19 protein-coding genes are annotated in these 26126 nt (G+C 71.6%); 9 read left to right on the top strand and 10 right to left on the bottom strand.

The features are described 5' to 3' along the window. Positions 1-198: 198 nt before the first annotated feature. Positions 199-1821 (bottom strand): malate synthase A, encoded by a 1623-nt coding sequence (aceB, locus tag JIG36_RS32340; RefSeq protein WP_203380193.1) that lies wholly within the window; start codon positions 1819-1821, stop codon positions 199-201. Beyond that, entirely contained in the window at positions 1821-3110 is a 1290-nt protein-coding gene (aceA, locus tag JIG36_RS32335; RefSeq protein WP_203380192.1) for an isocitrate lyase, read from the bottom strand. Before aceA ends, aceB begins: the two co-directional genes overlap by 1 nt. 220 nt (positions 3111-3330) lie before the next feature. On the opposite strand from aceA, the gene JIG36_RS32330 reads away from it, so the two are divergent. Next, positions 3331-4770 carry a helix-turn-helix transcriptional regulator gene (locus JIG36_RS32330; protein ID WP_203380191.1) on the top strand — a complete coding sequence of 480 codons (1440 nt, stop codon included), beginning with the start codon at positions 3331-3333 and terminating at the stop codon, positions 4768-4770. 103 nt (positions 4771-4873) lie between these two features. Here JIG36_RS32330 and JIG36_RS32325 read toward each other — a convergent pair whose 3' ends face one another. From JIG36_RS32325 to JIG36_RS32315, 3 genes are all read right to left on the bottom strand, one after another. Continuing rightward, positions 4874-5584, bottom strand: coding sequence for an NUDIX hydrolase (locus JIG36_RS32325; protein ID WP_203380190.1), 711 nt, complete (start codon positions 5582-5584; stop codon positions 4874-4876). 172 nt (positions 5585-5756) lie between these two features. Continuing rightward, positions 5757-6278 carry a DUF8453 domain-containing protein gene (locus tag JIG36_RS32320; RefSeq protein ID WP_203380189.1) on the bottom strand — a complete coding sequence of 174 codons (522 nt, stop codon included), beginning with the start codon at positions 6276-6278 and terminating at the stop codon, positions 5757-5759. Then, positions 6275-7789, bottom strand: a complete 1515-nt coding sequence (locus JIG36_RS32315; RefSeq protein WP_203380188.1) for a hypothetical protein — start codon at positions 7787-7789, stop codon at positions 6275-6277. The genes JIG36_RS32320 and JIG36_RS32315 overlap by 4 nt, the downstream gene beginning before the upstream one ends. Positions 7790-7946: 157 nt before the next feature. Between JIG36_RS32315 and JIG36_RS32310 the strand changes: the two genes are divergently transcribed. The 4 genes from JIG36_RS32310 (at position 7947) to JIG36_RS32295 (ending at position 12576) form a co-directional block, all read left to right on the top strand. Continuing rightward, positions 7947-8684 (top strand): lytic polysaccharide monooxygenase, encoded by a 738-nt coding sequence (locus JIG36_RS32310; RefSeq protein WP_203380187.1) that lies wholly within the window; start codon positions 7947-7949, stop codon positions 8682-8684. A 62-nt stretch (positions 8685-8746) separates the two neighbouring features. Beyond that, the gene (locus JIG36_RS32305) at positions 8747-9226 is read left to right on the top strand and encodes a DUF305 domain-containing protein (RefSeq protein WP_307872998.1); all 480 of its coding nucleotides are present in this window, start codon (positions 8747-8749) and stop codon (positions 9224-9226) included. Between the two features lie 11 nt (positions 9227-9237). Beyond that, entirely contained in the window at positions 9238-12039 is a 2802-nt protein-coding gene (locus JIG36_RS32300; protein WP_203380186.1) for an NACHT domain-containing protein, read from the top strand. 9 nt (positions 12040-12048) lie between these two features. After that, on the top strand, positions 12049-12576 hold the full coding sequence (locus tag JIG36_RS32295) for a GNAT family N-acetyltransferase (RefSeq protein WP_203380185.1): 528 nt from the start codon (positions 12049-12051) through the stop codon (positions 12574-12576). Between the two features lie 12 nt (positions 12577-12588). Here the strand turns inward: JIG36_RS32295 and JIG36_RS32290 are convergent, their stop codons facing one another. Further along, positions 12589-13227, bottom strand: a complete 639-nt coding sequence (locus tag JIG36_RS32290) for a response regulator (protein WP_203380184.1) — start codon at positions 13225-13227, stop codon at positions 12589-12591. Then, positions 13224-14414: a sensor histidine kinase gene (locus JIG36_RS32285; protein WP_203380183.1), complete on the bottom strand. Its 1191-nt coding sequence runs from the start codon at positions 14412-14414 to the stop codon at positions 13224-13226. The genes JIG36_RS32290 and JIG36_RS32285 overlap by 4 nt, the downstream gene beginning before the upstream one ends. A 158-nt stretch (positions 14415-14572) precedes the next feature. Between JIG36_RS32285 and JIG36_RS32280 the strand changes: the two genes are divergently transcribed. The 4 genes from JIG36_RS32280 (at position 14573) to JIG36_RS54310 (ending at position 20852) form a co-directional block, all read left to right on the top strand. After that, positions 14573-15325 (top strand): ABC transporter ATP-binding protein, encoded by a 753-nt coding sequence (locus JIG36_RS32280; RefSeq protein ID WP_203380182.1) that lies wholly within the window; start codon positions 14573-14575, stop codon positions 15323-15325. Further along, entirely contained in the window at positions 15322-17850 is a 2529-nt protein-coding gene (locus JIG36_RS32275) for an ABC transporter permease (protein ID WP_203380181.1), read from the top strand. The genes JIG36_RS32280 and JIG36_RS32275 overlap by 4 nt, the downstream gene beginning before the upstream one ends. A gap of 102 nt (positions 17851-17952) precedes the next feature. Continuing rightward, positions 17953-18585: a GNAT family N-acetyltransferase gene (locus tag JIG36_RS32270; protein WP_203380180.1), complete on the top strand. Its 633-nt coding sequence runs from the start codon at positions 17953-17955 to the stop codon at positions 18583-18585. Positions 18586-18638: 53 nt separating this feature from the next. Beyond that, entirely contained in the window at positions 18639-20852 is a 2214-nt protein-coding gene (locus tag JIG36_RS54310) for an N-acetylmuramoyl-L-alanine amidase (protein ID WP_203380179.1), read from the top strand. Positions 20853-20864: 12 nt separating this feature from the next. On the opposite strand, the gene JIG36_RS32260 is transcribed toward JIG36_RS54310, so the two are convergent. The 3 genes from JIG36_RS32260 to JIG36_RS32250 are packed head-to-tail and all read right to left on the bottom strand — an operon-like array spanning position 20865 to position 26109. After that, positions 20865-22859, bottom strand: coding sequence for a response regulator (locus JIG36_RS32260; protein ID WP_203380178.1), 1995 nt, complete (start codon positions 22857-22859; stop codon positions 20865-20867). Then, positions 22856-23968 (bottom strand): chemotaxis-specific protein-glutamate methyltransferase CheB, encoded by a 1113-nt coding sequence (cheB, locus tag JIG36_RS32255; protein WP_203380177.1) that lies wholly within the window; start codon positions 23966-23968, stop codon positions 22856-22858. The genes JIG36_RS32260 and cheB overlap by 4 nt, the downstream gene beginning before the upstream one ends. Further along, a complete protein-coding gene (locus JIG36_RS32250) occupies positions 23968-26109 on the bottom strand; it encodes a hybrid sensor histidine kinase/response regulator (RefSeq protein WP_203380176.1) in 2142 nt (713 codons plus the stop codon). The genes cheB and JIG36_RS32250 overlap by 1 nt, the downstream gene beginning before the upstream one ends. Positions 26110-26126: the final 17 nt, after the last annotated feature.

Raw genomic sequence — 26126 nt, 5'->3', positions numbered from 1 at the left:
GGAATCGTGAGGGAGCGGTCGGATGGAAACCGTGACGGAACGGCCGTGAGGAAACGGTGAGTGGGGGGCCGTCTGGGAACGGTCGGGTATGAACCGTGAGAGGGCGGCCGAGCGGAAGCCGTGACAGGGCGGCTGGACCGACACCGAAGAGCGCGATCCCCCCGTACGGGGAAATCGCGCTCTTGGTCTCCGAGAGGATCAGACGGCGACAGGCGCCTGATCGGGAACCGGAGCGGCTGACCCGCCGGACAGGTGCCGAAGGTAGGCCGGCAGGGTCAGGAACTCGGGACAGGTGCGCTCGGTCAGCAGCACCGTGAGCAGGGTGCGGGCCTGGCCGAAGAGCCGGGCCGCCTCCTCGTCGAGGGCGCCGGTCTCACTGAGCACGTCGACCTCCTCACGCAGCATCCGGGTGACCAGGGCGGCGCTCACCGGAACGCCGTAGTCGGTCGGGGTGGCGGCGTGGATCCACTGCCACAGCTGGGCCCGGCAGATCTCGGCGGTGGCCGCGTCCTCCATCAGACCGCCCAGCGCCACCGCGCCCCGGCCGCCCAGCCACGCCGCGATGTAACGCAGGGCGACACTGACGTTGTTGCGCAGCGCGACCTCGGTGATCTGGACGCCGAGCACCTTCACGTCGAGCAGTTCGGCCGCCGTCACCCGCACGTCCTCGCGCTTGCGGACGATCTGGTGCGGCTCCTCGCCGAGCCACTGGTCGAACACCTCGCGGCACGTCTCGACCAGGCCCGGGTGCGCGACCCACGAACCGTCGAAGCCGTCGCCGACCTCGCGCCGCTTGTCCTGCCGCACCTGGTTGAGGGCGCGCTTGGCGGCCACCGGGTCCTTCGACGGGACGACCGCGGCCATGCCACCGATGGCGTGTGCGTTACGGCGGTGGCAGGTGCGCACCAGCAGCTCGGTGTAGGCCCGCATGAACGGCGTGGTCATCGTGATCTGGGACCGCTCGGGCAGCACCATGTCCGGCCGGTTCTTGATCATGCTGAACAGGTAGTCCCAGCGGCCCGCGTTCAGGCCGGCCGAGTGTTCCCGCAGCTCGTACAGGATCTCGTCCATCTCGAACGCGGCGGTGATCGTCTCGATCAGGACCGTGGCCCGGATCGTGCCGCGCGGGATGCCGAGTGCCTCCTGGGCGAAGACGAACACGTCGTTCCACAGCCGGGCCTCGAGATGCGACTCGAGCTTGGGCAGGTAGAAGTACGGGCCGCTGCCGCGGTCGAGCTGCCGCTGCGCGCAGTGGAACATGTAGAGCCCGAAGTCGAACAGCGCCGCTGACACCGCCCGGCCGCCGATGCGCAGGTGGCATTCCGGCAGGTGCCAGCCGCGGGGCCGCACCATGATGGTCGGGGTCCAGCCGTTGACCCGGTACTCCTTGCCCGACGCGTCGGTGAAGTCGAGCGTGCCGTCCAGCGCGTCGCGCAGGTTGGCCTGGCCGAGCACGACGTTCTCCCAGGTGGGCGATGTGGCGTCCTCGAAGTCGGCCATCCACACCTTGGCGCCCGAGTTGAGCGCGTTGACGGTCATCTTGCGCTCGGGCGGCCCGGTGATCTCGACGCGCCGGTCGAGCAGGTCGGGCGCCGGCGCGGCGACGGTCCAGTTTCCGTCCCGCACCGACCGGGTCGAGGGCAGAAAGTCCAATTCGTTGGTACGGGTCGTACGGCGGCGACGGCGACGTTCGAGGAGCTGGACGCGGCGGGCGCCGAACTCCCGGTCGAGCGCGACGACGAACTCGATCGCCGCCGGGGTCAGGATGTCGGCGTAGCGACCCGACGTCGTACCGGTGATGGTGATCTCTTCGGCACCCATCAGAACTGCTCCGTCTCGGTCGAGCCCTTCAGGGCGGTGGTCGAGCTGTCGGGGTTCAGCGCGGTGGAGACGGCGTCGAAGTAGCCCGTCCCGACCTCGGCCTGGTGCTTGGTGGCGGTGTAGCCGTCGAGCTCGGCCGCGAACTCGGCCTCCTGCAGCTTCACGTACGCGGTCATGCCGGTCTCGGCGTAGCCGCGGGCCAGCTCGTACATCGAGTGGTTGAGCGCGTGGAAGCCGGCCAGCGTGACGAACTGGAACTTGTAGCCCATCGCGCCGAGCTCCTTCTGGAACCGCGCGATGTCGGCGTCGTCCAGGTTCTTCTTCCAGTTGAACGAGGGCGAGCAGTTGTAGGCCAGCATCTTGCCGGGGTGCTCCTTGTGCACGGCCTCGGCGAACGACTTGGCGAACTCCAGGTCGGGCTTGCCGGTCTCGACCCACAGCAGGTCGGCGTAGTCGGCGTAGGCGACCCCGCGGGCGATGGCGGCGTCGGGGCCGCTGCGCACCCGGAAAAAGCCTTCCGCCGTACGCTCCCCGGTGATGAACGGCTGGTCACGCTCATCGACGTCGGTGGTCAGCAGGTCCGCCGCCAGGGCATCGGTCCGCGCGATGACCAGCGACGGCACGCCCAGCACGTCGGCCGCCAGCCGTGCCGCGTTCAGGGTGCGGATGTGCTGGCCGGTCGGGATGAGCACCTTGCCACCCAGGTGGCCGCACTTCTTCTCGCTGGCCAGCTGGTCCTCCCAGTGCACCCCGGCCGCGCCCGCCGCGATCATGGCCTTCATCAGCTCGAACGCGTTGAGCGGGCCACCGAAGCCGGCCTCGGCGTCGGCCACGATCGGCGCGAACCAGTCGCGGTCGTGCTTGCCACTCGCGGTGTCGATCTGGTCGGCCCGCATCAGCGCGTTGTTGATGCGGCGCACCACCGCCGGAACCGAGTTGGCCGGGTAGAGGGACTGATCGGGGTAGGTGGCGCCGGCCAGGTTGGCGTCGGCCGCGACCTGCCAGCCGCTCAGGTAGATGGCCTTGAGGCCGGCCCGGACCATCTGCGTGGCCTGGCCGCCGGTCAGCGCGCCCAGCGCGTTGATGTAGTCCTCGCTGTGCAGCAGCTCCCAGAGCCGCTGGGCGCCGCGCTCGGCCAGCGTGTGCCGCTCCTGGACGCTGCCGCGCAGCTTGACCACGTCGTGCGCCGTGTAGCTGCGCTTGATGCCCAGCCACCGGGGATCGCCGGCCCACGCCCGAGTGAGGTCCGCCGCGGTACCGCCCCGAACTTCGGTCAGCTGATCAGTCATCGCTTTATCCCTTCCGTGCCCTGTCGCTTGTGTCCCTGGATCCCGCTGTCGCTCGTCCCATGCGTTCGTCCGGCGGTCGTTCCGGCGTCGCGCGTTCCGCCGCCTGTGTTCGCCGCCGTGTGTTTCGCCGGGAAGAACTCGACTATCGCTGGCCCCACAACCCCCTCTGAAGCCATTTGTGAGCAGAAGAAACGCGAAATTTCTGCTAGCGTCAAAACGCGTGACCGCTTCTGACAATGTTGACCTCGTGACCCTCGGCCAGCGGCTGCGTCACCAGCGCAAATCGAAGAACATGACGCTCGAGCAGCTCAGCCAGGCGGTGGGAAGAGCGCCGTCCCAGCTGTCGCTGATCGAGAACGGCAAGCGGGAACCCAAGCTCTCGGTGCTGCAGGCCATCGCGGCCGCCCTGGGGGTGCCGCTGCAGGACCTGCTGCGGCCCGAGGCGCCGTCGCGGCGGGCCGGGCTCGAGATCGACCTCGCGCACTTCCAGCAGTCACCGGCGTACGCGGGACTGGGGTTGCCCTCGGTCAAAGGCGGGCGCCGGCTGCCCGCCGACGCGCTGGAATCGCTGGTCGGCCTGCATCGGGAACTCAACCGGCTGCTCACCGAGCAGAGCGCGACCCCCGAGGTGGCGCGCCGGGCCAACGCGCAACTGCGGGTCAACATGCGCGAGCGGGACAACTACTTCGCCGAGATCGAGCAGGCGGCGGCCGACGTGTTGCGCTCGGTGAAACACACGACCGGGCCGCTCAGTCAGCGCGGCATCCTCGACATCGCAGCGCAACTGGGCTTCACGTTGCACTACGTGAACGACCTGCCGGGCTCGACGCGCTCGGTGACCGATCTGGTCGGCCGGCGGATCTATCTGCCCCAGGTCGCCAGCGGCAAGGGACACGATCCGCGCGCGGTGGTGCTGCAGACGCTCGGCCACTTCGTGCTGCGCCACCCCGAGCCGGCCGACTACGCGGCCTTCCTGCGACAGCGGGTCGAGGCCAACTACTTCGCGGCGGCGCTGCTGATGCCGGAGAAGTTCGCGGTGCGGTTCCTGGGCGAGGCCAAGGCCGACCGGGCCCTGGCCATCGACGACTTCCGCGACGCGTTCGGGGTGTCGTACGAGACGGCGGCCCACCGGTTCACGAACCTGGCCACGCACCACTTCGGCATTCCCGTGCACTTCACGCGCGTGCACGAGAACGGGATCGTCTACAAGGCGTACGAGAACGACGGGGTCCGCTTCCCGTCCGACGTCACCGGGGCCATCGAGGGGCAGCCGATCTGCCGCCGGTGGGCGTCGCGCACGATCTTCCAGGCGGACGACCCGTACTCGTCGTTCTACCAGTTCACCGACACGTCGGCCGGAACGTACTGGTGCACGGTCCACATCGAGTCGACGCGGTCGGGGGAATTCTCGGTCACGGTCGGCACGCCGTACGAGCACGCGCGCTGGTTCCGCGGCGGAGACACTTCCCGCCGTACGGTCTCACGCTGTCCCGACCCCGGCTGTTGTCGCCGTCCACCGGCCGCGCTGGTGGACCGCTGGGCCGGTCATGCCTGGCCGAGCGCCCGGGTGCACTCCCACCTGCTGGCCGCCCTGCCGCCGGGCACGTTCCCGGGTGTCGACGCGCAGGACGTCTACGAGTTCCTGGAGCGGCGGGCCTGACCCATCGGCCAAGGCGGTTACGAGTGCCTGGTGCGGTGGGCCTGACTCATCGGGCGGGCGGCTACGAGTGCCTGTGCGGGGGCCTGACCCATCGGGCGGGCGGCTATGGGTTCCTGGGGCGGCGGGCCTGCACCATCGCGTACGCGGCCAGCAGGAACTCGTCGGTGACGTGCCCCTCGACGATCAGGTCGGCCAGCTCGTCCGGGGTCACCACCCTGATCTCGTCGACCCCCTCGGCGACGGCGTCGTCGGTCATCCGTTCCGGCAACGACGCGGCGTCGATCCGTACGAGATAGATCTCGTCCTCACCCAGCCGGCCCAGCAGTTCCGGCGCCTCGGCGGTGACCCCGAGCTCCTCCGCGAGCTCGCGGGTGGCCGTGACCGGCCCGGTCTCGCCCGGTTCGGAGAAGCCGCGCGGCACTTCCCACTGCCAGTCGCGCGCCTCGTGCCGGAAGCGCCGAACCAGCACCAGCCGGCCGTCGGTGAGCATCGGCAACATGGCCGCCCCGGGCCCGTCGACCGCGCCCAGGAGCCGGAAATAGGGCCCGATGCTGCCGTCCCGGAACCGGACCGTGTCCCGTAGCGCGATGAAGTACTTGTCCTCGTAGATCACACCCATGTCGGCGAACTCGGCCGGGATGCCCCGCTCCCGCGACCGCGCCGCCCACTCGTCGGCACAGGCCAGCTGCGCTGCACGGTCGAACACGATCTCGTAGGCGGCGCCCGGCGGATTGACGAACAGCTGCGGTCGCTCGGCCCGCAGCTGGTCGTATCGGTCGAGCCGCCACGCCCGGCGATGAGTCTCGTCCGCCATGCCGCTGGACCTCCGTCTTCGCCGTGCCTCGTCGTCGATCTCGCTCCCGACCGTCTCACAGCGTTCTTTCACCGGCCGGGCGCTGACGGCCGTCTCTCGGCGCTCGTTCGCCGGCCAGGCGCTCCCGACCGTCTCACGGCGCTCGTTCGCCGGCCGGGCGCTCCCGACCGTCTCACGGCTCTCGTCCGCCGGCCTCCAGCTCGTTGCCGTCGGCGTCCAGGCGGCGGGGCGGGCCGTTGTTCGAGCGCCGCCACAGACGGCCACTGCTGTCGCGGAACTCCACCCTTCCGGCGACGAACGGCTCTTCCCCGTACGGCGCATTGATCGTGATCTTGCGAGATTTCTGCGGCTCCAGCACGACCGTACGGGGGATGTCGCTGTCGCGGCCATCGGTGAGCACGATCGGGCGACCGTCGCGGACCAGCCGGACGCGGACGTCGAAGACCGGCCGGTTCCCGAAGTTGGTCAGCTTCAAGGTCGCCTGACCCGAGTTGAGCACGCCCTCGGGGTCACCGAACATGACCAGCCCAGCCTCGGCCGCCTCGTCCTGCTGCCGCTGCCGGTCGAGCCGTGCGACGTCGGCGCGCCGGGCCCGAGCCTCGCGGCGCAACGCACCCCAGGTGACCACCAGCGCGGCGAAGGTGACGGTGGCACCGGCCGCGCTGGCCACCGCCTCCACCGCGTCCCAGTTCACGCGGCCTCGTCCCCGAGATCACGCTCGAGGCCGCCGTCGCGGCTCCCCGGGCCCCGGTCGACACGGCGGGCACCGGCCGCCTCGAGCTGGCCGACCGCCTCGCGCAGGAACTGCACCGGGTCTTCGACGTCGAACGGCTTGAGGTCGACCGCGACCAGGTGACCACCGCGCCGGGCGGCCTGGGTCTCGACGTCGTCCCCCGAGACCACCACCCGCGACATGCCGCGGGTGCGCTGCGGCTGTGACGGCGGCGTGCCGACCTGGCGATAGAACAGGCGCCCGCCGAACCAGCGCACCTTGAGCAGCACGCCTGCGAAGTCGAGGTTGAAGCCGAACCCGGTGGTGAACCGCAGGCCACGCCGATTGTCGCCGGCGATGCGGGCCAGCCGTTCCAGCAGGGCGCTGTAGGTGCGTTGCAGGGCCTGGGCGCCGCTCTCGAACGTCTCCGGATGACCGACCACATCGGCCAGGGCCGCCATGTAGGCATGCCACTCGTCGGTGCCGCGGGCCTGCACGATGTCGGTCAGGCCCAAGTCGCCCAGCGGCGGGACCACGAGCTGGTTGGTGGCGAGGTCGAACGCCGTACGACGGATCACCAGCTGCTCGAGGATCTCCGCCTCGCCGAGCGGCTTCTCCTGGCGCTCGGTGCGCGGCGTCCACTCCTGCAGGGCCGACCGGTTGAGCGAGTCTTCCGGGCGCAGCGGATAGCGGTCGAGCGTCTCGGGCAGGGAGGTGTTGTAGGCCAGGTCGATCAGCTGCTTGAGCTCGCCCGCGAACCGTTTCGACCGTGAGTAGCGCCCCTCGGCCGGCTTCCCGTCGACCACGAACTCGGTGTAGAAGTCTTCGCGCATGACCCAGTGATCGGCGTGGAAGGCCCACGCGGCAGCGTCGGACAGGCGGGCGCCGAGCGCGGTCGCCCGATCGGGCGGCAGACCCAGATGGCTGGCGAAGACCTGATCGCCGCCGTCGTAACACTTCGACTGGAGCGACATCACGAACTCGTGGAACCGCTTGTTGAGGCCGCGGGCGATCGCGTTGCGGTTGGCCTCGCTCGACTGCCAGGCCAGGCGCACGCACGACATCTCGGTCTCGCGGGCCACCTCGAGCCAGGGCGCCCAGCCGGTCAGGCCCGAGATGCGGGAGCCGGCGTCGTTGTCGATGGGCGAATCCTCGGCGTAGAGGAACGGCACCAGCACCCCCGACCCGAGCAGGGCGCGGAACGCCTCGCGGCCGGGCCCGGGCTGGGCGAAGTCGCGGATGACGGCCGGGTTGTTGAAGAAGTACATGCGGTTGACCACGAGCTGTTCGGCGTTCAGGACCGCTCGCAGATATTCGGTGCGGACCACGGCCTCACGCTCGGCCCGTACGTCGTCCAGGCTCAGGCCTTCGTCGATCATCCGGGTCAGCAGGCCGCGCGGCACCCACTGGTTGTCCAGCGTCTGAGCGACGGCGGCGAACGGCCGCAGATCGCGGGGCAGCAGCCGGGTGAACGAGGCGTCTTCGGTTCCCACGCCAGACACGATGGCACAACCGTGCACAAGGGACTGCCCCGCCGGTTTCTGCCGCTGTTTCGAAAAACTCGATTAACTCTCTTTACTGTTAACACTGTTGAACTTATGTTGGTCGATATCTGGCCCGAGCCCCCACTCGGCGATTGAGGAGTTCCTCATGAGACGAAGGTTCACCCTCCCCGCACTGACCGTCGCCGCGACCGCGGCCGCCCTCACCGTCGGAGTCTCCCCGGCTTCGGCGCACGGCTACATCTCGTCCCCGCCCAGCCGCCAGGCCAACTGTGCCAGCGGCGCCGTCGCCAACTGCGGCGACATCATCTATGAGCCGCAGAGCGTCGAGGCCCCCAAGGGCTCGATGCAGTGCAACGGCGGGGGATCCCGGTTCGCCGTGCTGAACGACAACAGCAAGAACTGGCCGGCCGCCTCGGTCGGGCAGACCGTCACCTTCAACTGGGTGCTCACGGCCCGCCACTCCACCAGCACGTGGGAGTACTTCATCGGCAACACGCTGCTGGCCTCGTTCAACGACGGCGGCGCGCAGCCCGGCGCGACCAAGTCCCACTCGGTCAGCATGCGCGGCTTCAGCGGCCGCCAGACCCTGCTCGCCCGGTGGAACATCGCCGACACCGCGATGGCGTTCTACTCGTGCGTCGACCTGAACATCGGCGGCGGCACCACCAACCCGCCCACCACGCCCCCGACCACGCCTCCCACCAACCCGCCGACGACTCCGCCCACCACCCCGCCCGCGAGTGGCACGTGGCGCGCCGGGGTGGCGTACTCCGTGGGCAGCGTCGTCACGTACAACGGCCGCTCGTACACCTGCCGCCAGGCGCACACGTCGCTGGCCGGCTGGGAGCCGCCGAACGTCCCCGCCCTGTGGGCCGCCAACTAGCGGCGGCGGTCTGCGCCGTCCTGCTATTGGTCTCCGGCTGCACCTCGCAGCCGGAGACCGCGGTGTCCACCGCCCCCGCCTTCAACAACACCGACGTGATGTTCCTGCAGATGGCCCTCACCCAGATCGACGAGGGCGAGCCGCTGGCCACACTGACGGAGGAACGCGCCACCGACCCGGCCTTACGCACGCTGGCTACCGAGCTGCGGACCCAGTGGCGCGAGGAGTCCGGGACGATGGAGCGCTGGCTCCTCGGCTGGCAACAACCGCTGAAGGCCGACCCGTCGGCGGGCATCCACGAGGGCCACGGCGACCTCCACTCGTTGCGCGATGCCGACATCGCCGAGCTGCGCAATTCCCGGACCGCGTTCGACCGTACGGCGGTGACCCTGCTCCTGGGCCACCTGGGCAACTGCGTCGAGACCGCCCGCATGGAGACCGCCGGCGGCGCCTACCCGCCTGCCCGCACCATGGGCGAGACCGTAACGGCCCGCCGTCAATCCCAGATTCAGGCGCTCCTCAGGATGGCCGCGCCCGGCTAGCGTCTCTCGCTGTGCCCGGTATCGAGTCCTCACTGTCCAAAGCAGCCGCCCGGGTGGCCGGCCACTTCGTGAGCAACACCCGCAAGGACGCGCAGGTGCGCCGGCTGCGTGACTCCGCCCGGCCGTTGATGGCCGAGGAGACGGCCGCCGGGCTGCTCGACGACCTTTCAGCTTCCGAGGCGGCGGGCGTGGCCCGATACATGGCGTCACCCGAGTTCGAGTCGGTCGTCATGAACGCCGTCATCGCCCGCATGCACCGCACCGCCAAGAAACGCGAGGAACACGCTTCGGCCGTACGGGAACAGCTGCGCCAGGGGCTGCGACTGGCGACCGGTCTTCCGGGGGAACGGCTGCTCGGCCTGACCGACGTGGTCCTCGACGGTGTGCAGGCCGCGGCCGGACCCACCGCCCAGCGGTCCGACCTCGTGCCGGAAGCCCTGGTCGCGCAGGGCCACCTGACCGCGCTGGCCGCCCGCACGGGCGCGCTGCTGAGCCGGATCACCGACGAGGCCGCGATGCACGAGGACTTCCTCGACATGCGGTCGCAGGTGTCGCAGCTGCACGCCGAGCTGCGCATGCCCCAGTCGGCCAAGGCCCGCAGCGTGCCGTGGGACAGCCTCTACGTCGCGCCGGCGGTGCACCACGAGTCGCGTGAGGACCTGACCGTCGACCTCGACGAGCTCACCGAGCCGGGCCGCCGGCACGTCATCCTCGGCGATCCTGGCGCCGGCAAGTCGACCCTGGCCGAGAAGCTGGCCCACGATCTGGCGGCTGACCCGACCGGCACGGTCGTCCCGTTGCTGGTCGTGCTGCGGCACTTCTCGGCCGCCCTCGAGACCGGCGAACGGACGCTGGCCGAGCACCTGGTCACCGTGAGCCGCGACCCCTACAACGTCACGCTGACCCCCGACGCCGTCGACTACCTGCTGATGAACGGGCGGGCCGTCGTGATCCTGGACGGGCTCGACGAGCTGAGCGACGTCGCGCTGCGTCGCCGGGTCGCCGATCTGGTGAAGGGCTTCGTCCTGCGGCATCCGCTCGTGCCGGTCGTGGCCACGTCACGCCGGGTCGGGTACGCCGAGGCTCCCCTCGACCCGTCCCTGTTCCGCACGTGCGCGCTGGCGCCGTTCGACCGGGCGAAGGCCGAGACGTACGCGCGGCGGTGGTTCGCGCTCGACGAGGGCACCCCGGAGGCGGAGCGCTCACGGCTCGCGACCGCGTTTCTCAATGAGAGCGAGACGATCGAAGACCTGCGCAGCAGCCCGTTGCTGCTCAGCGTGCTGTGCGCTATGTACGCGAGCGACCACTACATCCCCGGCAACCGCGGCGAGGTCTACGAGCGGTGCGCGCTGATGGTGTTCGAGCAGTGGGACCGGATGCGCGGCATCTCCCGCAAGCTCGGCTTCGAGGGCCGCGTCCGCGGTTCCGTGCAACATTTGGCGTGGACGTTGTTCACCGAGCACACCGTGCCCGAGCAGCCCCGACGCCGGGTGCTGCGGATCGTCGAGGATCACCTCGTCGGCAAGGGCTTCGACGAGGACCAGGCGGCCGAGGTCGCGGCCGAGTTCCTCGACTACTGCGCGGGCCGGGCCTGGATCCTGGCCGAGGTCGGCTCGACCCCGACCGAGCCCATCTTCGGCTTCGCCCACCGGACGTTCCTCGAGTACTTCGCCGCCGAATGCCTGGTCCGACGCGCGAAGACTCCCGAGGTGGTGTGGGCCGAGCTGGCCGACCGGGTGCGGCACAGTCAGTGGGAGGTGGTCTCGCAGCTCGCGGTGCAGTTGCTGGAGCGCAACGTCGAGGACGGCGGCGACACGCTGCTCGGGCTCGCGCTCGACGACCTGGACGCGGCCACCGAGAGCCGGGAGCGGGACGCGCTCGTGGCGTTCGCGGCGCGGTCGCTGGGTGACGTGGTCCTTTCGCCCGACATGGTCGAGCAGATCGTGGACGTGTGCGTGGACCGGGCGCTCGCTTACGGCGAGGCGGACCGCATGCAGATGTTGCCCTCCGGCGCGGACTTCGCGGCGCTCGAAGCCTCGGACTTCCCGCTCCATGCGGCCATGTATCGCTGCCTGCCCGACAATCTGCCGTTTGTGCACCGTCGCCTCGAGATCCGGCTCGGAGAGCTCCTGGAGGCGGAGAACGGCGTGGCCTTTCTGCTGGTGTCCCACCTCGACCGGCGGATGCGCAACGAGAACGACGCCCGGGCCGAGGTGTGGTCGGCATTGAAGCGGGAACTGCAGGAACGGCACGGGGAGGTCTTCGAACGCTGGCGTGCACGAAGCCCATGGGGCCGGGCGGGTGACGACGCGGCCGTGCACGAGGTTTTGGACCACCACGGCCTGCTGCCCTTCTTCACGACAGACGTGGTCATGTCGGGTGCCGGCTACCCGTGGGTGGCCTACCTCCTGATCGACATGGACTCGGATCCTGAGGAGAGGCGGCGACTGCCGAAGGCGGTCGCGCGTGAGCTCAGGGACAGTTTGATCGGTCGGCCGACACCCTGGTTGCCCGCTCAGCGACGGCCGGGCGACATCCTGCCGTTTCCCATCGCTCCGATCGAGGCGGCGTTCCGCGACGCGGACGGGGAGGACCTGGCGACGTTCCTCGTGTTCTTCCTGCCCTACCTGGAGTGCGACGAACGCTCGGCCCGGGAAGGAGTGGCGAAGTGGCTGCTCACCTCACGGACCACCCATGCCCGGACCGAGGACGTCGACGGTCACCTGGCCGACTACGGCGTCCCCGAGCACGTACGGGAGTTCCTGGTCCGCTGGGTGCGGAGGCAGATCTTCGTCGTGGAGCCGGCGAACTAGGGTGACGGGGTGCCTGAACTGATCGAACCCACGGTCCGCTTACGTAAATCCTGGCTGGAAGCCCGCGACGAGTGGGTGCCCGGCACACACATGGACGGACACGGCGTACGGGAAACCGATGATCTGGACTCCGAGGCCGGGTTCGCCGCGTGGGTGGCCGACCTGCACCGCCAGGCCGACCCGGCGATTCCGCCGGTGGAGGGCTGGGTGCACTGCACCTACCGCTGGATCGTCGAGGACGACCAGTTCCTGGGCTCGGTCTCGTTGCGCCACGAGCTGAATCAGATGCTGCTCGACATGGGCGGCCACATCGGCTACGGCATCCGCCCCTCGGCCCGCCGCCGGGGACTGGCCGCGTGGGCCCTGGGCCAGACGCTCGGCACGGCCCGCAACGAGCTGGGCCTCGACCGGGTGCTGCTGACCTGCCGGCCCGACAACATCGGCTCGGCCCGGGTGATCGAGGGAGCCGGCGGCGTCTACGAGGACACCCGCACCACCGGCCCCCACACGCTCAAGCGTTACTGGATCACGCTCTAGACGCCGGGGCGGTCAGCCGAGGAGTTTGCGCTCCCAGGCCCACGCGGCGATCTCGACCCGGTTGCGGGCGTTCAGCTTGGTCATGACGCTGCCGACGTGGGTCTTCACGGTTCCGATGGAGATGAACAGCTGGGCCGCGATCTCGGCGTTGGTCAGGCCCTTGGCGGCCAGGCGCACCACGTCGAGTTCGCGTGGGGACAGGCCGCCGTCGTCGTTGGTGGGGGCCGGTGGGGAGAGGTGTTCCAGCAGGCGCACGGTGATGGACGGGCTGATCAGGGCGTCGCCCGAGACGGCGGCCCGCACGGCCTCGACCAGCAGGGCCGGGCCGGAGTCTTTCAGCAGGAAGCCGGCCGCGCCGTTGCGCAGGGCCTGGTGGACGTATTCGTCGAGGTCGAAGGTGGTGACCACGACGACCTTGACCGGGTCGGTGACGCCGGGGCCGGAGAGCAGGCGCAACGCCTCCAGGCCGTCCATCTTGGGCATGCGGATGTCGAGCAGGGCCACGTCGGGCTTCAGCTTGCGGGCCATCGCGACCGCCTCGACGCCGTCGTTGGCCTCGCCGACCACCTCCATGTCGGGCTGCGCGCCGATGATCATGCCGAAACCGGTGCGGACCATGGCCTGGTCGTCGGCGATCAGTACGCGGATCATGAGCTCGTCCTCGGATCGATCGGGAACGCGGCGTCGACCACCCAGCCGCCCTCGATGCCGGGCATGGCGTTGATGCGGCCGCCGACCGCGCGGACCCGTTCGGTCAGGCCCACGAGACCGTACCCCGGGCGCTCCCGCGGCGCGGGCGTGCGGGCCGGAACCACCCCGTCGTTGGCGATGCGCACCAGCAGCCACTCCGGCGTACGGCGGATCCAGATGTCGGCCGCCGTGGCGGCGGGGGCGTGCTGGCGCACGTTGGTCAGCGCCTCCATCACCACCCGGTAGGCCGAGGTGGACAGCTCGACCGGCAGCCCGCCCAGGTCGCCGTCGACGTGCATCCGGGCCTTGGCGCCGCCGGCCGTGTTGAACTGGTCGATCAGGGTGCCCAGATCGTTCACGCCGGCCACGGGGGCCAGCGGCGCGTCCGGTTTCGACTCGGGGTCGCGCAGCACGCCGACCATCCGCCGCATCGACGCCATCGTCTCGGCGCCGGCCTGTTCGATCTGGTCGAGCGCCTGCAGCACCCGTTTCGGGTCCTGCTCGGCGATGAACTTGGCGCCCTGGGCCTGCACCACGATGCCGGTCACGTGGTGGGCGATGAAGTCGTGCAGATCCCGGGCGAACTCGGCGCGCTGCTCGGCCCGTACGGCGTCGAACGCCCGCTGCCGGGAGCTCTCGATGATGCGCAGGTAGATGCCGAGGCCGATCGCGGCCGCGGCCGCCAGCGCCTGGATCAGGCCGAAGATGACGTAGACGTAGCTGGTCTCGGCGCGCAACGGGGCGAAACTGACCGCGGCGCCCACCACGACGAGCGCGGAGAACCCGAGACCGGCGGTGGAGTGCCGGGCCACCACGAAACAGACACCGAGCAGCGCCGCCGACTCGGCGAGACCCCAGCTGGCCCCGTACGAGGAACCACCGGCCGAGGCCGCCGAGAGCAGGGTGACCAGCAGCGAGAAGCCGCCGAGGGCCATGGCCGCCTTGGGCAGGCGGGTGGAGCGGGGCCGGTGCACCGGTAGCCAGACCGCGGCCGCCGCCATCGCCAGCAGGATCTTGACCAGGCCCAGCGGTTCGGAGTTGCGCAGCAGGCCCTGCGCTATGTCGAAGATGCCGAGCAGAGCCATGGCGCCCAGCGCGGCGAGCTGGGCCAGGCGGCGGAGCACCATCCGGTTCGGGTTGTTCTGCATCGTCACCCAGCGTATGCGCTGGCCGGGGGTCACCCATCGGCCGAAAGTCAGACTCACCGCTTGTGACGAGCCTGGCCGCGGGCCGATGTGCCGGCCCCTCGGCTGCCCCCATGATCTGCCACAACAACGACGCATACGACGAATGACGTGGAGAGAACATGCTGACGCAGAGCGTGGACACGCTGGCCGCGGTCGCCGCCGTGGATCTGGTCAAGGTCTACGGCAGCGGCGACACCGCGGTGCGGGCGCTCGACGGCGTGACCGTCGGGTTCGCCCGCGCCCAGTTCACCGCCATCATGGGGCCGTCCGGGTCGGGCAAGTCCACCCTGATGCACTGCCTCGCCGGTCTCGACACCGCCACCTCCGGGCAGGCGCTGCTGGGCGGCACCGACCTGACCAAGCAGAGCGACAAGGTGCTGACCAAGGTGCGCCGTGAGCGGATCGGGTTCGTCTTCCAGGCGTTCAACCTGCTCCCGCAGCTCACCGCGGCCCAGAACATCACGCTGCCGCTGGAGCTGTCCGGCCGCAAACCCGACGCGCACCTGTACGCCCACCTGACCGAGACGCTGGGCATCGTCGGCCGCCTCGACCACCGTCCGGGCGAGCTCTCCGGCGGCCAGCAGCAGCGTGTGGCCCTGGCCCGGGCGCTGATGTCGCGGCCCGAGGTGGTGTTCGCCGACGAGCCCACCGGCAACCTGGACTCCCGCTCGGGCGCCGAGGTGCTGCTGTTCCTGCGTAACTCCGTGCGGGAACTGGGCCAGACGATCGTCATGGTCACCCACGATCCGGGCGCCGCCGCGTACGCGGACCGGGTTGTTCTGCTGGCCGACGGTCGGGTGGCCGGCGAGCTGGACCGTCCCGACATCGCCTCGGTCACCGACGCCCTGCAGAGCCTGGCGGTCGCGCGATGAGTGTGCTCCGCACCCAGCTCCGGGGCGTGGCCCGAAGGCCGTCCCGCCTGCTGCTGACCGGCTTGGCCGTGCTGGTCGTCTCGTTCGTCGTCTACGCCACGGTGCTCGCGCAGCAGATCACCGAGCGCAGCGTGCTCAACGGTCTCAGCGGCACCCCCGAGGCGGCCGGCGTGGTCGTGCGCAACGGCACGGTCACCTCGGCCGACCTGGCCCGGGTGCAGAAGATCCCCGGGGTCGAGGAGGCGGTCGGCCGCGTCGACAACGGCGGTCAGGTCGGCGGCGAGTACCTCTCGCTGCTCAGCGACCCCGGCACCGGCCCGCTCGCCCTGACCACGGTCAGCGAGGGCCGCTACCCCAGCAAGCCGGGCGAGATCGCGGTCACCCCGCGCACGGTCGAGCGGATGGGTCTCAAGCCCGGCTCGGTCGTCTCCGCGCAGATCCGTTACGACGAGGACGGCAAACCCCTCGCGCCGTCGAAGCTCACGGTGGTCGGCGTGGTCCAGGTCCGCGACGACTACGGTTTCCAGGCGTACGGGCCCACGAGCGCGATGCTCCAACTGGGCGGCTACGACTACCTGAGCCGGATCGAGATGCGGCTGGCCCCGGGCACCGACGCGGCCAAGGTGATCGACCAGGTCAACGCGGTGTTCACCAGCGCCAAGATCACGCCCGACGAGCGCCCGCAGGTGCAGGACGGCACCACCGTGCGGCACGAGGAGGCCGAGGCCGCGGCCGAGGAGGTCAACACGATCTTCGCGGTCATCGCCATGTTCGTCGCGATCGCCGTGGTCGCCGCGGGCCTGGTCGCCACGTCCACGTTCCGCATCGTGTTCGCCCAGCGGATGCGTCAGCTCGCCCTGCTGCGGGCGGTCGGCGCCGGCCGCGGCTCGATCACCCGGGCCCTGGCCGTCGAGGGCGCCCTGACCGGCCTGGTCACGGGTCTGACCGGCGTGCTGATCGCGCTCGGCGTCGGCCATCTGCTCCCGGTCGTGGCCGGCTGGTTCGACAAGCAGATCTCCTCGCCCGGCTTCCCGGTCCCGGCCGCCCTGCTGACCGTGCTGCTCGCCGTCGTGCTGACCACGGTGGCCGTGCTCGCCCCGGCCGCCTCGGCCTCGCGGGTGTCGCCGCTGGAGGCGCTGCGGGGCTCCGGCACCACCGGCGCCCGCCGCGACATCGGCAAGCTGCGCTGGGCCGCCGGCATCGTGCTGGTCATCGGGGCCGTGCTCACCGCCGCCTACATCGTGACGAACCTGCCGGGCCGCGAGGACACCGACTACAACCCCCAGACCAACCTGTTCGCGCTGGTCGCCTCAGGCGCCTTCGCCTTCTTCGCCCTGGTCACGCTCGGTCCGGTGCTGGTGCGGCCGGTGCTCGCGCTGCTCGGCTGGCCGCTGCGCCGGTCGAGCCCGGTCGGCCGCCTGGCCGCCGGGGGAGTGGGCGCCGCCCCGCGCCGGGCCGCCGCGGTCTCGGTGGTGGTCGCGCTGGGTGTCACGCTGATCGCCGGCACGCTGGTCGGCGGGGCGTCGCTGCGGGTGCTGGCCGACCGGGAACTGGCCGCATCGGTGCCCGCCGACTACGAGATGCTCGGCGTCGACGAGTCCCCGGTGCCGGTCGCGCTGGCCGAACAGCTCAAGAAGCGGGAGGAGCTCAAGGACGTCACCCCGTACCGGCGGATGCCGGTCAAGCTGGGCCAGAACGAGGACCTGGCCGTCACCGACCTGTCGATGACGGCGCTGCCCGAGCTCGAGAAGCTCGAGATCCGCTCCGGCTCCCTGGCCGACCTGGGCCCGGGCAAGATCGTGCTGTCCGGCTTCGGCGCCGACATCAGCGGCAAGAAGGTCGGCGACCAGATCCAGCTGCAGGCCGGCCAGCGCACCGTGACGCTGACCGTGGCCGCCCAGTTCGCCGCGGACGCGCCGCTGCACGCCACGGCCGTGCTCGACCCGTCCGACCTGACCAAGCTCGGCGCCCCGGCCACGTTCTCGGGTGTGCTGGCCAACGCCCGGGCGGGCGGCGAGACGGGCCGGACCAACGGGAACCGCGCCATCCAGGACGCGCAGGTCGCCGCGGGCGGCAAGTGGAAGGTTAACGTGCTGGCCGACCAGCGCGACCAGCTCAACGACCAGGTCGACATGCTGCTGCTGATCGCGATCGGCCTGGTCGGGCTCACCGTCATGATCGCGGTGGTCGGCGTCGGCACCACGACCGCGCTGTCGGTGGTCGAGCGGGTCCGTGAGTCGGGGGTGCTGCGCGCGGTCGGCCTCTCCAAGGGTGGGCTGCGGGCGATGCTGACGACCGAGTCCGCGCTGTACGGGGCGATCGGCGCCGCCGTGGGGCTGGTGCTCGGGGTCCCGTACGCCTGGCTGGCCGTGAAGGCGCTGGGGCTCAACTCGCCCTTCGCCCTTCCGGTCGGGCAGCTCGCGATCGTGTTCCTGGTGCTCGTCGCGATGACCGCGCTGGCCGGGGTGCTGCCCGCCCGCCGCGCGGCCAAGGTGAGCCCGGTGGCCGCCCTGGGCGCCGAGTAAAGCCGGTAAAGAAAGCCGGTAAAGCCCGAGGAGGGCCCGCTGAAGCCGGGCCGAGCCGGTAAAGCGAATGCGCGCGAAAGGCCGGCCGGATATACCGCAGGGATGGACGAATACTGGCCCCTGTTCGGTCTCCGGCTGGCCTTCCGCGACGTGGTGCTGCGGCCGATGCGCGAGGACGACCTCCCGCACCTGGCCGCGGCGCTGCCGGACGACGTCGGGCACGACCCCCGGCTGGCGCTGTTCGCGTCGCAGGACATGGCGGCCAACGAGCGGCGCCTGTTCTGCCAGGGCTACTGGAAGGCGCTCGGCACCTGGGACCCGGAATCGTGGGTGCTGCACTTCGCGGTCGCCTACAGCGACGAGCTGGTCGGCGTGCAGACGCTCGAGGGCGACAACTTCCCGAGACTCCGTACGGTGGATTCGGCGTCCTGGCTGATCCGCGAGGTCCGCGGTCGTGGGGTCGGGGTGGCGATGCGCACGGCGATGCTCCAGTTCGCGTTCGGCCCGCTCGGGGCCGCGGCCGCGATCACCTCGGCCACCGTCACCAACGCCGCCTCGCTCGGTGTCTCGCGCCGGGTCGGCTACTCGGAGAACGGCGTCAGCCGCATCGTCGACACCGGGGGTGACGTGGCCGAACTACAGCATTTCCGCCTCACTGCGGATCAATGGACCGGCGCCGACGTGACCATCGACGGATTCGATCCCTGCCGGCCCTGGTTCGGGGCACCAGGCTGAGGAATCATTCGATACCCTCACGCGCGGTTCGCTGAGATCAACGGGGGAGCGCAGTGGGACGTCGACTGGTGATAGGGGTGGGCGCCGCCGTCGCGGTGCTGGCCGCGGGTGGCGGCGTGGCCGTCCTGACCTGGCCGTCCTCGGCCGCCCCGGCGTCGCTGCCGGAGACGATCGCCTCGGTGCCGGCAGCCCCGGCCGCCTCGGCCCCGGGCTCGGCCCCGGCGAAACCGGCCGGGCGCACCACGCTCAACGCCCTCGACCTGACCAGGCTCGGCTCGTCGCGCACGCTGCCGCCGCGTACCACCAAGCGGTTCAGCCTGGTCAGCGTCAACTGGACGAGCCCGAAGGACAAGCCCGCGGGCACCGTGCAGGTGCGCACCCGCAACGCCGCGAACGGCGCCTGGAGCGGCTGGCAGTCGCTGAAGGTGGCCGAGGCCGCGGTCGACCAGCCGGGCGAGCTGGCCCAGCTGCGCGGCCGCACCGAGCCGATCTGGGCCGGGCCGTCCGACGGCGTGGCCGTCCGGGTGTCCGGCTCCGCAGCGCTGCCGGCCGGGCTGCGTCTCAAGCTGATCGACCCCGACAACCCGACCAGTGGGGGCGTCGGTGGCGGCGTGCCGCTCGCGGTGCCCACCAGCGCCGGGCCGACCGTCGACACCAGCCCGCCCCCGCCCGCGCAGCCGGAGGAGCAGGCGACCACCGGTCCCACCACCGCGGCCCCGACCGTTCCGGCCCCGACCACGAAGGCGCCGGCTGGGCCGGCGCCCATCAAGGCGGCTGCGATGCCCGCCATCGTCTCGCGGGCGGGCTGGGGCGCCGACGAGAAGAGTGTCAAGGCGCCCCCGGCCATCGCCGCCGACGGCGTGAAGATGGTCTTCGTGCACCACACCGCGGTCAAGCAGGTGCCATGCGCCCAGTCGGCGTCGCAGATCCGCAGCATCATGGCCAACGACATCGACGACGGTTTCGACGACCTCGGCTACAACTTCGTGGTCGACCAGTGCGGCACGGTGTTCGAGGGCCGCGGGGGCGGCGTGACCAAGGCGGTCGTCGGCGCGCACGTGGCCGGCTTCAACACCGGCTCGGTCGGCATCGCGCTGCTGGGCGACTACACGAGCGTCCGGCCGACCCAGATCGCCCTCACGAAGATCGCTGAGCTCGCGGCGGCACGCCTGGCCGCGTACGGGAATGACGCCTCGGGTTCGGTCGAGATGACGGCGGGCGTGGCCGGCAAGTGGCCGCTCGGCACCAAGGTGATGCTCCCGCGCCTGTCCGGTCACCGGGACGCCGCGCAGACCGCCTGCCCCGGCAACTCGATGTATCCGCTGATGGGCGTGATCCGGGCCCGCGCCCTGCTGCCCGGGCTGGCCATCACCGGCCTGACCGGCGGGCCGCTGGTCAGCGCGACCGGCAGCTACTACGTGCGCACGACGGCCCGGCTGTCCTGGAACCTCGGCGGCGACCTCGGCAACGTGGGCCGCTACGACATCCTGCTCGACAACCAGGTCACCAGGACCCTCACCGGCAACGTCGAGCGCTCGACCGACGTCGACATCCCGGTCGGCGCCCACACCTTGGCCGTGAGGGTGGTGCACGCGACCGGCGCGGCCGACGTGACCCCGTCGATCAAGGTGTTCGGCGACCGCAGCGCCCCGACGTTCCCGGCCGCCCCCGCGGTCGCGCTGCGCACCGGCACCTACTCGACCACCGCGGTGCCGGTCACGGTGACGTTCCGCTCGGCCGACAACGTCAAGGTGTTCGCTCAGAAGGTGACCTCACCGGCCGCGGTCGCGCTCGGCGCCACGTCGACGGTCTGGTACCCGACGGTGAAGCCGGGCACCCCGGTGACCTACACCGTGGAGGCCCGCGACTGGGCCGGGAACATCGGCAAGGGGTCGCTCGTCAAGACGATCACCCAGATGCCCGAGACGTCGGCCAAGGCCACCGGCACGTGGTCGCCGCGGGTGGCCTCGACCTATCTGGGCGGCCGGGCGCTGGCCGCGTCGGCGAAGAACGCCAAGCTGGCCTACACGTTCACCGGGCGTTCGGCGGCGCTGACCTTCACCCGTACGTCCGCCACGGGTGTCGCCTCCGTCTATGTGGACGGGGTCAAGGTGGCCACGGTCGACACCAAGGCCTCGGGCACGGTCCACCGCCAGACGCTGTGGGTGCGCGCCCTGACCGCCAAGACCCACACCGTCTCGGTCGTGGTCGCCGGCACGAGCGGCCGTCCCACGGTCATCTCGGACGGCCTCACCTACGTCCCCTGACGGTTCGGCCGTTCAGCCGTGCCGGCGGGCCTGAGCCCGCCGGTCCGGCGACGCCCCCGGGCCGCTCTCCGGGGGCAGCGTGAACCAGAACGTCGCGCCCCGGCCGTTCTCGCCCTCGGCCCAGATCTCGCCGCCGTGACGCTCGACGGCCCGGTGCACGGTGGTCAGGCCGATGCCGGTGCCGGGGAAGTCCTCGGCGCTGTGCAGCCGGGCGAACGGCCGGAACAGCTCGCCCGCCTTGCCGGCCGGGAACCCGGCGCCGTTGTCGCGCACATAGAACCCGGCCGGGGCCAGGCCGACCTCGATCGCCGGGTGCTCGACCTTGCGGGTGAACTTGACCGCGTTGTTGATCAGGTTCTCCAGGATGACCCGGACCAGGCCCTCGTCGGCGTCGGCGCCCATCCCCTCGGCCACCGTGAACGCGACCTTGTGCTCGGGGTCGCGGGCCTCCACCTCGCCGATCACCGACCACGTGGTCGCGGTCATGTCGAACTCGGTCCGGCGCAGATCACCCCGGCTGGCCCGGGCCAGGATCAGCAGCGACTCGACCAGGTCGGCCATCCGGTGCGCGGCGGCCTGGATGCGGCTCAGGCGGCGGCGGGCCTCGGCGCCCAGCGGCTCGTCCTCGTCGTCCAGCATGTGCTCGGCGAAGCTGCTGATCACCTGCAACGGCCCGCGCAGGTCGTGCGACACCGAGCCGGAGAACGCCTCCAGCTCCCGGTTGCGCCACTCCAGTTCCTCGACCAGCGCCGCCCGGGTCTCGGCGAGCTGCCGGGCCGACCGCTCCTCGGCCGCGTCCAGCTCACGGCGCATCAGCTCCTCGCGGATGCGGCGGCTCTCGTCGTGCGACTGCTTGCGGCGGATCTGCGTACGCACATGGGCATGCAACGCCTCGGCGGCCGAGTCGGCCCGCACGTAGTCGTCCGCCCCCGACGCCAGGCAGGTCAGCATGTCGTCGTCGGTGGCGCCGGTCATCACGATCGGTGTCTCCCCGATCCGCGGCACCTCCTTGATCCGCCGGCACGCCTCGGCCCCCAGATCGCCGCCGGGGCCGAGCCCGAGCACGATGCAGTCGACCGGCTGCTCGGTGAGCAGGTCGAGCGCGTCGCCGGTGTCGGCCACCTGGATCACGTCGTAGCCCTGCCCCTGCAACGCCGCGGCCAGGTCGGCCAGCCGCAGCCGGTCGGGGGTCAGCGCCAGCACCTTGCTCGGGCCGTGCGAGCTGCCGGTGACCTCGATGGGCAGCTGCTCGGAGCTCTGCCGCAGGACCGCGTTCAGCTTGGCCGGCACGATCGCCAGGTTCTGCTGCTTGCGTACGAACGCGTCGGCCCCGGCGTCGAGCATCTGCAGCTCGGTGGCGTAGTCGTCGGCCGCGGTCATCAGGATGCACGGGGTGTCGCGCAGCGCCGGGTCGAGCCGGATCCGGCGGATCACCGTGGCGCCGTCGATGCCCGGCATCACGCCGTCGACGATCACCGCGTGCGGGCGGCGGTCGGCCGCCATGCGCAGGCCCTCCTCGCCGCTGGGGGCGGTCAGCACGGCGTAGCCCTCACCCTCGAGCAGCTCCCGCAGCTGTTCCCGGAACGTCATGCTGTCGTCGACGATCAGCACCTGGGTGCGGTCGTCGAGGCGGCTCGGCCCGTCGCCCAGCAACTGCCGCACCCGGGCCACGACATACCCCGCGTCGTACGGCTTCCCGACGTACTCGTCGGCCCCGATGCGCAGCCCCGCGAGCCGGTCGGCCACCTCGTCCACGCTGCTCAGCAGCACGGTCACCACGTCGGCCCGGCTCGGCATGCCGCGCAGCTCGGTGAGCAGTTCGAGGCCGTCGGCGTCGGGCAGCATCACGTCGAGTACCGCCGCGTCGAACTCGCCGGTGGTGAAGGCCGCCCGCGCCTCGGCGCCGGTCGCGCACAGGATCGTGCCGAAGCCGTCCGCCTCGAACACCTCGTGCAGGTCCATGCGGACGGTCAGGCTGTCGTCGACGATCAGCACCCGGTGGTTCATCGCCGGCTCCCCGCGAGCTGGAGCTCGGTGAGCTTGGCGGCGATCCGGGCCGGCGGCAGCACGTGGACGGCCGCGCCGAGCAGGGCGGCCTCGCGGGGCATCCCGTAGACCACGCAGCTCGCCTCGTCCTGGGCGAACGTGACCGCACCCCGGCCCCGCATCATCAGCAGCCCCTCGGCGCCGTCGCGGCCCATCCCGGTCAGCAGGCAGCCCGCGGCCGACGGGCCGTACTCGGCCGCGATCGACTCGAACAGCACGTCGACCGACGGGCGGCAGGAGTGCCGGGGCGGCGCGTCGCTGAGCCGCACCAGGCCGTCGCGCACCAGCATGTGACGGTCGGGCGGGGCCAGCAGCACCCGGCCCGCGGCCGAGGCCAGCGGCGTACGGTCGCGGGCATAGCTCACGTCGCGCCCGGTCTGCCCGGCCAGCCAGTCCGAGAAGGCCACGGCGAACGGCTCGCTGGCCGCGATGTGCTGCACGCACAGGACCGGCGGGCGGAACCCGGCCGGCAGCGCCCGCAGCAGCTCGGTCAGCGCGCCCGGCCCGCCCGTCGACGAGCCCAGCGCCACCGCGTGCAGCGTCTCCTTGGGCGCCGACAGGGGCAGCGACAACGGCGATGACGGCGGCGACGACGGCAGCGACGACGGCAGTGGCGTCAGCACCTCTGGGGCGCCGGGGCGGCCGCGACCGTCGAGACGGGCCCGCGGATGGGTGATCACCCGGATGCGGGAGACGAGCCGTACGGCCGCGCACAGCCGCCGCCCCCAGTCGGCGTCGGTGGCGTCGCCGCGCGGCTTCTCCAGCACGTCGACCGCGCCCGCGGCGAGCGCGTTGTAGGTGCTGAACAGCTCCTTGCGGTCGGCCGAGGAGACGACCAGGATCGGCGTCGGGTGCTCGGCCATGATGTGCTCGGTGGCGACCAGGCCGCTCATCGTGGGCAGCATCATGTCCATCGTGACCACGTCGGGACGCAGGCGGGCCACCATCGCGACCGCGTCGCCGCCGTCGGTCGCCTCGCCCACGACCTGCAGTTCCGGGTCGGCGGCGAGCGACTCGCGCAGGTGGTGGCGCATGGTCGCGGAATCCTCCACGAGCAGGACACGGATCATCAGAGGATCAGCCTCCGGATGTGGGCGAGCAGCTCCTCCTGGTTGAACTCGCCCTTGATCACGTAGGCCGACGCGCCCACCTCGGTGCCCTTGCGCTTGTCCTCGGCGCTGGCCCGCGAGCTCACCAGGATCGCCGGCACGTGGGCCAGCTGCGGGTTGGCCTTGACCCGGGCGACGAACGTGAAGCCGTCGATGCCGGGCATGTCGATGTCGGAGAGGAACAGGCCGTACTCGCGGCTGCGCGCCCGTTCCAGGCCCTCCTCACCCGACGCGGCCAGGTCGACCTCGTAGCCGGCCGACTCGAGGATGCTGCGCTCGAGCATGCGGGTGGTCAGCGAGTCGTCCACGACCAGGATGGGCATCTTGGGCCGGGCGTTGTTCTGGCCGTCGCCCCGGGCCGCCGCGCTCTCCTGGCGGGCCTCCGCGACCAGCCCGTGCGCGTCCAGCACGAGCCGGGGGTTGCCGTCCAGGTCGATCGAGACGCTGGCGATCACCGGCGCGGCCGGTGCCAGGTCGGGCAGCGGGCGGGCGACCAGGGTGGTGATGCCGGCCAGGCGGTCGACGCCGATCGCCACCGTGTCGCGGTCGGCGGCGAGCACCACGGCGACCCCCGATCCGGGCCCGGCCTCGTCGTCCGGGGTGGCGTGCAGGACGCCGGCCAGCGGCAGGAACGGCAACACCTCGCCCTCGTGCGCGAGCCGGGCGGTGGCGGTGGCGGCGGTCATCTCCTCGGCGGCCAGGCGCACGCAGCGGCGCACGGCGTCCAGCGGCATCGTCGCGGTCGTGCCGCCGGCCTCGACGATCAACCCGTTCATGCTGAGCAGGGTCAACGGCACGATCAGCCGTACGGTGGCACCCTGGCCGGGCCGGTTGTCGATGGCGACCTCGCCGCCCAGTTGCAGAGCCACGTCCCGGGCCACGTCCATGCCGATGCCGCGGCCCGCCACCTCGGTGACCCCGGGCGCGGTGCTGATCCCGCCGTGCAGCACCAGGTCGATCAGCGCCTGGGGGCCGGCGTCGGCTCCGGGGCGCAGCAGGCCGCGCTCCTCGGCGGTGCGGCGCAAGGCGGCCAGGTCGAAGCCGCGCCCGTCGTCGGAGCAGCGGAACTCGGCGTACCGGCCGCGACGCTCCACGAACACGCTGACCGTGCCCTCGGCCGGTTTGCCGGCGGCCAGACGCTGCGCCTCGGGTTCGATGCCGTGCACGACCGCGTTCCGTACGACGTGCAGGAACGCGCCGCTGATCAGGTTGAGCAGATGGGGTCCCATCCGCACGTCGGCGCCCGAGGCCTGGAACCGGACCCGCTTGCCCTCGGCGTCGGCGGCGTCGCGCACCGCCCGGCGCAACGCCGTGAAGATGGAGCCGGCCGGCACCAGGCGCAGCCCCTCGGCCCGGCCCCGCACCTCGTCGAGCTCGCGTTCGACCTGGTCGACGGCGTCGGTCAGGCGGCGGCCGAGCGCGCCCAGATCCGCGGCCAGACGGCGGATGGCGGTGCGGGCGCCCGCATCGGACACCGTCGTGCGGCCCACCCGCAGACGGTCGGCCAGCGACTCCACGTTGCGGTGCAGCCGGGCCAGGGTGCGGCCGCCCTCGCGCAGCGGCGCGATCCGGGCGCTGGCCTCGCCGATCGCGTCGAGCAGCTCGTCCAGGTCGGCGGTGGCGGCCCGTTCCGGCTGCCGATCGGCGGCGGCCTCGGAGAACCCCTCGGGCGCGGCCGGGTCGGCGTAGGGCACAGCCGGCGCGGCGGGTGGTGGTGCCACCGGCGGCGGTGTCGCGGGTGGGACGGGCGCGGCCTCCGGCGGGGTCTCCACGGTCGGCGCCGGGGGCGCCGAGAGGGCGGTCACGAAGCCGGCGATCTCGTCGTTGAGGCGCAGCAGCTCGCGCATCTCGTCGGCCGGGAGCGCCGGAGTGCTCTCGTCCCGGTGCGGGACCAGCACCTCCTCGAACTCGTGGGCCCGGTCCGCGATCTCGGTCTGTTTGACCACACGGGCCGCGCCCTTGAGGGTGTGCGCGAACCGCAGCAGCCGGGCCACCAGGTCGGGCCCCGGCTGCTGGTCCAGGTCGAGAACGCCCGCGCTGATCTGGTCGACCAGTTCGCGGGCCTCGATCCGGAAATAGCGCAGCGGATCGCGGTCGGTCATGAGCGGCGCTCACGACG

The organism is Paractinoplanes ovalisporus (genome assembly GCF_016834655.1).
Taxonomy (GTDB): Bacteria; Actinomycetota; Actinomycetes; order Mycobacteriales; family Micromonosporaceae; genus Actinoplanes; species Actinoplanes ovalisporus.
Note: the sequence above shows the minus strand (reverse complement) of the source record. Positions and strands in the feature narration are given on the sequence as shown.

What these genes read in the sequence shown, in the direction of transcription:
- aceB (WP_203380193.1), bottom strand. Translation starts at nt 1,821, where the DNA reads ATGGGTGCCGAAGAGATCACCATCACCGGTACGACGTCGGGTCGCTAC.
- aceA (WP_203380192.1), bottom strand. Translation starts at nt 3,110, where the DNA reads ATGACTGATCAGCTGACCGAAGTTCGGGGCGGTACCGCGGCGGACCTC.
- JIG36_RS32325 (WP_203380190.1), bottom strand. Translation starts at nt 5,584, where the DNA reads ATGGCGGACGAGACTCATCGCCGGGCGTGGCGGCTCGACCGATACGAC.
- JIG36_RS32310 (WP_203380187.1), top strand. Translation starts at nt 7,947, where the DNA reads ATGAGACGAAGGTTCACCCTCCCCGCACTGACCGTCGCCGCGACCGCG.
- JIG36_RS32290 (WP_203380184.1), bottom strand. Translation starts at nt 13,227, where the DNA reads ATGATCCGCGTACTGATCGCCGACGACCAGGCCATGGTCCGCACCGGT.
- JIG36_RS32285 (WP_203380183.1), bottom strand. Translation starts at nt 14,414, where the DNA reads ATGCAGAACAACCCGAACCGGATGGTGCTCCGCCGCCTGGCCCAGCTC.
- JIG36_RS32280 (WP_203380182.1), top strand. Translation starts at nt 14,573, where the DNA reads ATGCTGACGCAGAGCGTGGACACGCTGGCCGCGGTCGCCGCCGTGGAT.
- JIG36_RS32275 (WP_203380181.1), top strand. Translation starts at nt 15,322, where the DNA reads ATGAGTGTGCTCCGCACCCAGCTCCGGGGCGTGGCCCGAAGGCCGTCC.
- JIG36_RS32270 (WP_203380180.1), top strand. Translation starts at nt 17,953, where the DNA reads ATGGACGAATACTGGCCCCTGTTCGGTCTCCGGCTGGCCTTCCGCGAC.
- JIG36_RS32260 (WP_203380178.1), bottom strand. Translation starts at nt 22,859, where the DNA reads ATGAACCACCGGGTGCTGATCGTCGACGACAGCCTGACCGTCCGCATG.
- cheB (WP_203380177.1), bottom strand. Translation starts at nt 23,968, where the DNA reads ATGATCCGTGTCCTGCTCGTGGAGGATTCCGCGACCATGCGCCACCAC.
- JIG36_RS32250 (WP_203380176.1), bottom strand. Translation starts at nt 26,109, where the DNA reads ATGACCGACCGCGATCCGCTGCGCTATTTCCGGATCGAGGCCCGCGAA.